The organism is Streptomyces sp. BV286 (assembly GCF_019090165.1).
GTDB lineage: Bacteria > Actinomycetota > Actinomycetes > Streptomycetales > Streptomycetaceae > Streptomyces.
The window spans coordinates 1-6,911 of the sequence record NZ_JAHRIB010000200.1 but is presented as its reverse complement, the minus strand read 5'-3'; the positions used below and the strand labels follow the sequence as shown (position 1 = coordinate 6,911).

Genomic DNA, 6,911 nt, shown 5'->3' with positions numbered 1-6,911 from the left:
TGGGCGAGTTCGTGTTTGAGGGCGGCGAGTTCGGCGCCGCCGGCCATGTGGTTGGTGAGTTCTTCGAGGGTGACGTCGCTGCGGGCGGCGGAGAGTTCCATGGTGCCCAGGCGCAGGACGCTGAAGTGGTCGCCGACCATGTAGGCGTGGTGGGGGTTGTGGGTGATGAAGATGACGCCCAGGCCGCGGTCGCGGGCGGCGGCGATGTACTTGAGGACGACGCCGGACTGCTTGACGCCGAGGGCGGCGGTGGGCTCGTCGAGGATGAGGACGCGGGCGCCGAAGTAGACGGCGCGGGCGATGGCCACGGACTGGCGCTGGCCGCCGGAGAGGGTGCCGATGGGCTGGTCGAGGTCGTCCAGGACGATGCCCATGTTGCGCAGTTCCTGGTCGGCGGTCTCCTTCATCTTCGCGATGTCGAGGCGGCGGACGGGCCAGGGGCCCTTGGTCATCTCGGAGCCGAGGAAGAAGTTCCGCCAGACCGGCATGAGGGGGACGGTGGCGAGGTCCTGGTAGACGGTGGCGATGCCCTTGTCGAGGGCTTCGCGTGGGGTGCTGAGGTGGACGGCGTGGCCGTCGATGAGGAACTGGCCCTCGGTGTGCTGGTGCAGGCCGGAGATGATCTTGATCAGGGTGGACTTGCCGGCGCCGTTGTCGCCGAGGACGCAGGTGACCTGGCTGGGATACACGGCCAGGTCCACGCCGTGCAGGGCGCGGACGTTGCCGTAGGCCTTGCCCGCGCCCTTCAGCTGGACGACCGGCTCGGCGTCCCCGGGCCTGTCCTGGACGGCGGTGGCCCCGTTGGGGGAGGTGTTGTCGGTGGTCATGGCGTTACCTCCGGGTGGCCTGGCTGCGGACCCACAGATTGACGAGGGCGGCGAGCAGGAGCATGACGCCGAGGAAGGCCTTGAACCAGTCGGGGTTCCAGTTGGCGTAGACGATGCCCTGGGAGACCATGCCGAAGATGAAGGCGCCGATGACGGGGCCGATCGCGGAGCCGTATCCGCCGGTGAGGAGACAGCCGCCGATGACCGCGGCGATGATGTAGAGGAACTCGTTGCCCACGCCCTCGCCCGACTGGACGGTGTTGAACGAGAACAGGATGTGCATGCCGACGAACCAGGCGCCGGCGCCGACGCCCATGAACAGGGCGATCTTGGTGAAGGTGACGGGGACGCCGACCGCGCGGGCGCTGTCCTTGTTGCCGCCGGTGGCGAAGATCCAGTTGCCGAACTTGGTGCGCAGCAGCAGCCAGGTCGCGGCGGCGGCGAAGACCAGCCAGTAGAAGACGGTGATTTTGACGTCGACGCCGCCGATGCCGATCTCGGAGGCGAAGACCTTCTTGGCCTGGTCGAAGCCGTCCATGTCGCTGATCGAGTCGGTGGCGACGTTCCCGGTGAAGATCTTGGTGATGGCGAGGTTGGCGCCCTGCAGGATCAGGAACGAGCCCAGGGTGATCAGGAACGACGGCAGACCGGTGCGTACCAGCAGGTAGCCGTTGAACGCGCCGATGGCCAGCGACACCACCAGGGCGACGATGACGCCGACCCAGATATTCATGGAGAGCTGGAAGCTCCACATGCTGGCCGTCAGAGCGGAGGTGGTCACGGCCACGCCGGCGGACAGGTCGAACTCGCCGCCGATCATCAACAGCGCCACCGGCAGGGCCATGATGCCCATCACCGACGACTCGTAGAGCACGTTGGCCAGGGAACTGGCCTCGCGGAACGGCGAGGCGACCGCGAAGAAGAAGACGTAGACGGCGATCGCCGCGATCAGCGCGCCGATCTCGGGACGGGCCGCCAGCCGGCGGGCCAGTGACCGCTGTGAGGTCCGGCCGTCCTTGGGGGCGGCCGGCGAACCCGGCGACGAGGAACTCGTCGCCGGTGCCGTTGCCTGGGTCATGGGTGTCACCGAGTGCCCTTCGCGGCGAACTTCGCGATGTCGGCCACGTTCTCCTTGTCGACGAACGCCGGACCGGTCAGCACCGGCTCCTGGCCACCACCGCTGAAGTTGCCGTTCGTCTTGTAGAGCCACAGGGCGTCGACCGAGAGGTAGCCCTGCAGGTACGGCTGCTGGTCGACGGCGAACTGGATGTCGCCGTCCTCGATGGCCTTGACCATCTCCTTGTTGAGGTCGAAGGTCGCGACCTTCGCCTTGCTGCCCGCGTCGTCCACGGACTGCACGGAGGTCAGCGCGAAGGGGGCGCCGAGTGTGACCACGTAGTCGATCGAGCTGTCCTGCTTGAGCTTGGCGGTGATCGTCGACTTCACGGACGGCATGTTCGTGCCGTTCACGTACAGGTTCGTGGTCTTGCCCTTGAACGTCTTCTTCACACCGGCACACCGCTGCTCCAGGCCGACGTGGCCCTGGACCTGGATGACGCAGATGTTGTTCTTGGCGCCGGTCTCGTTGAGCTTCTCGCCGAACGCCTCACCGGCGACCAGCTCGTCCTGGCCGAAGAACTCCAGGAGGCCCTGGTCCTTCCACTGGTCCATGCCGGAGTTGAGGCCGACGACCGGGATGCCCGCCTTGCGCGCCTTGGCGATGACGTCCTTCAGGGCGTCGGGCTTGGCGAGGGTGACCGCGATGCCGTCGACCTTCTGGTCGATGGCGTTCTGGACGAGGCTGGCCTGCGTCGACGCGTTCTCGTTGTTGGAGTAGATGAGCTTGACGTTGTCCTTGGCCGCGGCGGCCTGGGCGCCCTTGCGGATGATGTCCCAGAAGGTGTCCCCGGGAGGCGCGTGGGTGACCATCGCGATGGTCATGCGGGGAGTGTCGGCCTTGCCGACAGCCGCGTCGCCCGAGTCCTCCTCGGCCTTCTTGCCACCGGACTCACTGGAACAGCCGGCGAGGACCAGAGCGGCCGCGGCGGCCACAGCCACTGCGGGGACGATTCTGCGGGAGCGGGGAAGGGATGTGCGGTTCATGGTACGTGCACCTCACTGTGCATCTGGGAGGGAAGGTGGGGCCGCGGCAACTGGTTGGGCCGGGGTGGTCGCGAGTGCCTCGGTCAGGGTCGCGGTTGGGAGGGGAGAGCGGGCCGAACCCGGTTCGGCGGGTCTCGGAGGCGCGTGGTGGCGCCTGAGGTCCGACGGCTTCCGGGCGCAGTCCCTCGATCCGGTCGACCTGGTGGTTCCCGGACTCGACCTTCAGGGCCCTGTCGGGTGGAGAGCGTGCGGAGGCTTCGGGAACGTGGTTCGTAAGGCGATGCCGCGCCCGGTACCGGCATGCGGGGAGCCGTGGCGGCGGACCGTGCCGCTGCCGAGCGCCTTGTGGGCGTCGACGGCGGCCGGGCGCCTCTCGGGCACCCCGGTGTCATGCACGGCCGAGGCCGCTCCGTAGCCGCCCGGGCGGGTGCGGCCGACCATGCCGGCGTCGATGACACCGATTCCGATCGACTGCTTCCTCACTGAGTCTCCTCTCCGGCGCGCGAGGCGCTGTGGCAGGGGAGTCGGAGAGCGCGATCCGTGGGGTGCCGCGCTCCCGAGCTGACTACGTTGGAACAACAGGACAATTTAAAGCGCTTTAAGTCCTGGTACTATCGGCTCGTTTCGTGAGCGTGTCAAGGGTGTTGCGCGGGGAGATTGCTCAGGGAGGTATCAGTGGACGACGTCGGTTCCGCACGTGACCGGAACGGCACGGGCAAGCGTCCCCGGCTGGAGGACGTGGCCGCCAGGGTGGGGCTTTCGACGGCGTCGGTGTCCCTTGTCCTGCGTGGTGTGTCCGGCCCCAGCGAACGGACCCGTCAGCGGGTCTTGAAGGCTGCCGCCGACCTCGGCTATCAGGTGGACCGCACCGCGAGTATGCTGGCCAGCAGACGCACCCGGCTGCTCGGCGTCATGGTCGACGTCCACCGCCCCTTCCACGCCGAACTGGTCGAGCACCTGCACACGGCCGCCGAGGCGGTCGGCTACGACCTCGTCCTGAGCACCCAGACCCGCACCCGCGACGAGCACACCGCCGTCGAGACGCTGCTGGCCTTCCGCAGCGAAGCCATGATCCTCCTCGGCCCGACCGTCCCCGCCGACACCCTCGCAGCCCTCGACCGCAAGTCCCCCGTCATCGCCGTCGGCCGCCGGATCGCCGACGCCGCCCTGGACGTCGTACGCACGGCGGACGACGACGGAGTGGGCCAGATCGTGGACCATCTGGTGGGCCTCGGTCACCGTGCCATCACGTACGTCGACGGCGGCAAGGGCGTCATTGCCACCGACCGGCGCCGCGGCTACCGCACCGCCATGCGTCACCACGGCCTGGACGCGCACATCCGGGTCCTGCACGGTGACCACACGGAGGCGGCGGGCGAGCGCGCGGCCCGCAAGCTCCTCGAAGGCGACGCCCTGCCCACCGCTGTCGTCACCTACAACGACCAGTCCGCCATCGGCGTCCTGGCAGCCCTGGCCCGAGCCGTCGTCGCCGTCCCCGGACAGGTGTCCGTAGCCGGCTACGACGACGACACGCTCTCCCGACTGAGCTGCTTCAACCTGACCACCGTCAGCCAGAACGCCGAGGAGCAGGCGAGGCACGCGGTCGCCGCCGCCGTCGAACGCCTCGACCACGGCCGCACCGAGCCCCGCGAGGTCGTACTGCCCCCGCACCTCGTCATACGCGGCACGACGGCCGAGCCTGCCTGACCGACTCCGCCTGACTGACCTCGCCTGGGTCGGCCCCGGGGGGCCTATGGGTTTCGTCAACCCGCAGGGGCGGGTTGGGGATCGTAGAAGGTGCCGTCGCGGAGCATCGCGAAGAGGACGTCGGTTCGGCGTCTTGCGAGGCAGAGGAGGGCTTGGGTGTGGTGTTTGCCCTGGGCGATCTTCTTGTCGTAGTAGGTGCGGGATGCCGGGTCGGCCAGAGCGGCGAAAGCGGACAGGAAGAAGGCCCGTTTGAGCTGCTTGTTTCCCCGCCGGGAGGGTTGCTCGCCACGGATCGACGACCCCGAACTGCGGGTCGCCGGGGCGAGACCGGCATCAGCGGCGAGGTGGGCGGCGGAGGGGAAACTGCTGCCGTCGCCGACGTCGATGAGGATCCTGGCTCCGGTCCTGACGTCGATGCCCGGCATCGACGTCAGGACCTTCGAAAGAGGGTGGGCCTCCAGCAGTTCCTGGATCCGTCCGGCGAGCAGTTTCCGCTGGTCAAGGATGGCGGTCAGCGAGGTGGCCAGGCTCGGGACGATCAGTGCGGCCGCACTGCTCCTGAGCTTTCATCTCGGGGACGCTTCGAAGGTGAAGACGGAGGGCTACGGCGGCCACCCGATGAGGGTCCACGTCCATCGTCGCCAGCACAGCCAGATGATTGGCTGGCTCAACGATGCTGGCTTCACAGTCGAAGAACGCAGGACGCTCACGTCGACTGAGAGCACCCGCGGGGGAATCCTCCTCGCATTCCGTCAGCCTGACGCTCAGTGAGGTCCCTCATCTGGCAAGCCACCGGTAGCAGATGAGAGTGGCGGCGATGCCTGCGCAGGCGAGGAAGTGTTCGGCCTTGCGCGAGTAGCGCCGGGGCAGACGGCGGCATCCAGCAAGCCAGGCCACCGTCCGCTCCACGGTCCAATATGTCGTCCCAGCCGCTGGGAGGTTTCGATGCCCTTGCGAGCGAGGCGCGGCGTCGGCAAGACGTCGGCTTCCGCCGGCGTCGCCCAGGCGCTGGCCGAGCCCGGACACCGCATACTCCTCATCGACTTCGACCCGCACGGGTCTGGTCCCTGTGACGGTGGGCTTGTAGTCCGCGGACTACAAGCCCACCGTCACAGGGACCAGAGCACGCCCTTTCGGATTGGGAACAAAGACGGCGCCCCTTCTCGTGGGGCAGCCGGTCAAGCTGGCGGAACCTCCAGGTCACGGCTCGAATCGCCCTCGCCGACGCCCTGTTGAGGCTCACTGAGCCGGGAACCAGCGGCGATCGCCAGGCGCTCCGCCTGGACCTGGAGATCCCCACGGTCCGCACCACAGCTTCTTCCCGTCCGCCGCCAGGCTCATGCCCATCAGCATTTCAACGACGCCGGCGGCCTCAGTGCCGTGCGCGACCGTAACTCGCATTCGTGGCGGTCAGCGTGCTGGTGCGACTGATCAGCATGTTGCCGGTAGGCAGTCTGGTGTGCGGCGACTCTCCCATCCGGCTGTGATGTAGCTAGAGGCGGTTCGCCTTTTGAGCCGTTGTCCAGGGGCGCCCGTCATCCGACCTCTGGTGGACCGTAGGAGAACCTGTGTCCGGCGAAGTCGGCGAGATGGACGTAGCCGATGCGCTGGTAGAGGGCGTTGCTCGTGGGGTTGTCCGGGTCTGTGAACAGGACGACGTCCGTCGCCCCCGCGGCCTGTGCGGCTCTGCTCGCTTCGACCGTCACAGCTCCGGCGTAGCCGCGGCCGCGGAGGTGGGCCGGGGTATAGACGGGATCCACCCGGACCATGCCGCCGACGAGCGAGGTCGAGGCCGCCATCGAGACGGGAATGCCCTCCGGGGTTTCCCAGAACGTGAAGTGCCTGTCGCCGAAACGTGAGTCTTCCCAGGAGCCGGCGTCGATCAGGTCGATGGAGCGCTGTTCCCCGACGTCGACGCAGAACTCACGGCACCAGCGCACGATTTGGTCATGGTCCTTACGGCCCGTGAGGCGGCCCTGGCCCTCCGGGCGCTGCGGCGGGGTGAGCGTGCCGAGTCGGTAGAGATGCGTCTTCCAGAAAGGTACCGACGCCGCGCCCGTGTGCTTCTGCCAGGACTCGGAGAAGGCGCCAGCGGTGTCGTGCTCCGCGATGACGTGGGCGGGTGAGTGCCCGAGGCCGGCCAGGTGTGCAGCGAGGGTGTCGGTCTGCTCGGCAGAGAGCGGAGTGAGGCCCAGGCGTCCGAGCGGGGTGAGATAGAAGATCGCGCGAACCTCACCCTGTGACTCTAGTCGGCCGAAAACGGCGGCTTCGTCG

8 protein-coding genes and 2 pseudogenes are annotated in these 6,911 nt (G+C 68.1%); 3 read left to right on the top strand and 7 right to left on the bottom strand.

Going from position 1 to position 6,911, the window contains the following annotated elements; translation table 11 throughout:
- The 4 genes from KUF83_RS37380 to KUF83_RS37365 form a co-directional block, all read right to left on the bottom strand.
- Nucleotides 1–827: ATP-binding cassette domain-containing protein (locus tag KUF83_RS37380; protein WP_217458085.1), on the bottom strand; the 827-nt coding region annotated here is incomplete at its 3' end.
- A 4-nt stretch (nt 828–831) separates the two neighbouring features.
- On the bottom strand, nt 832–1,905 hold the full coding sequence (locus KUF83_RS37375) for an ABC transporter permease (protein ID WP_217458084.1): 1,074 nt from the start codon (nt 1,903–1,905) through the stop codon (nt 832–834).
- Nucleotides 1,906–1,910: 5 nt separating this feature from the next.
- Complete coding sequence (locus KUF83_RS37370; protein WP_217459502.1) at nt 1,911–2,930, bottom strand: sugar ABC transporter substrate-binding protein; 1,020 nt, start codon at nt 2,928–2,930, stop codon at nt 1,911–1,913.
- 222 nt (nt 2,931–3,152) lie between these two features.
- Nucleotides 3,153–3,413, bottom strand: a complete 261-nt coding sequence (locus KUF83_RS37365; protein ID WP_217459501.1) for a hypothetical protein — start codon at nt 3,411–3,413, stop codon at nt 3,153–3,155.
- 192 nt (nt 3,414–3,605) lie between these two features.
- Between KUF83_RS37365 and KUF83_RS37360 the strand changes: the two genes are divergently transcribed.
- Nucleotides 3,606–4,637: a LacI family DNA-binding transcriptional regulator gene (locus tag KUF83_RS37360; RefSeq protein WP_217459500.1), complete on the top strand. Its 1,032-nt coding sequence runs from the start codon at nt 3,606–3,608 to the stop codon at nt 4,635–4,637.
- 56 nt (nt 4,638–4,693) lie between these two features.
- Here the strand turns inward: KUF83_RS37360 and KUF83_RS37355 are convergent.
- A pseudogene (locus tag KUF83_RS37355) lies at nt 4,694–5,194 on the bottom strand (transposase); the annotation flags it as partial.
- Here KUF83_RS37355 and KUF83_RS37350 point away from each other — a divergent pair.
- Nucleotides 5,142–5,408, top strand: coding sequence for a hypothetical protein (locus KUF83_RS37350; RefSeq protein ID WP_254644937.1), 267 nt, complete (start codon nt 5,142–5,144; stop codon nt 5,406–5,408). The pseudogene KUF83_RS37355 and the gene KUF83_RS37350 sit on opposite strands and share 53 nt — an antisense overlap.
- Nucleotides 5,409–5,414: 6 nt before the next feature.
- On the opposite strand, the pseudogene KUF83_RS37345 reads toward KUF83_RS37350, so the two are convergent.
- Nucleotides 5,415–5,608 (bottom strand): annotated as a pseudogene (locus tag KUF83_RS37345) (IS5/IS1182 family transposase); the annotation flags it as partial.
- Between KUF83_RS37345 and KUF83_RS37340 the strand changes: the two are divergent.
- On the top strand, nt 5,583–5,873 hold the full coding sequence (locus tag KUF83_RS37340; RefSeq protein ID WP_217459499.1) for a ParA family protein: 291 nt from the start codon (nt 5,583–5,585) through the stop codon (nt 5,871–5,873). The pseudogene KUF83_RS37345 and the gene KUF83_RS37340 sit on opposite strands and share 26 nt — an antisense overlap.
- A gap of 299 nt (nt 5,874–6,172) precedes the next feature.
- On the opposite strand, the gene KUF83_RS37335 is transcribed toward KUF83_RS37340, so the two are convergent.
- A partial coding sequence (locus KUF83_RS37335; protein WP_217459498.1) for a GNAT family N-acetyltransferase occupies nt 6,173–6,911 on the bottom strand: 739 nt, incomplete at its 5' end.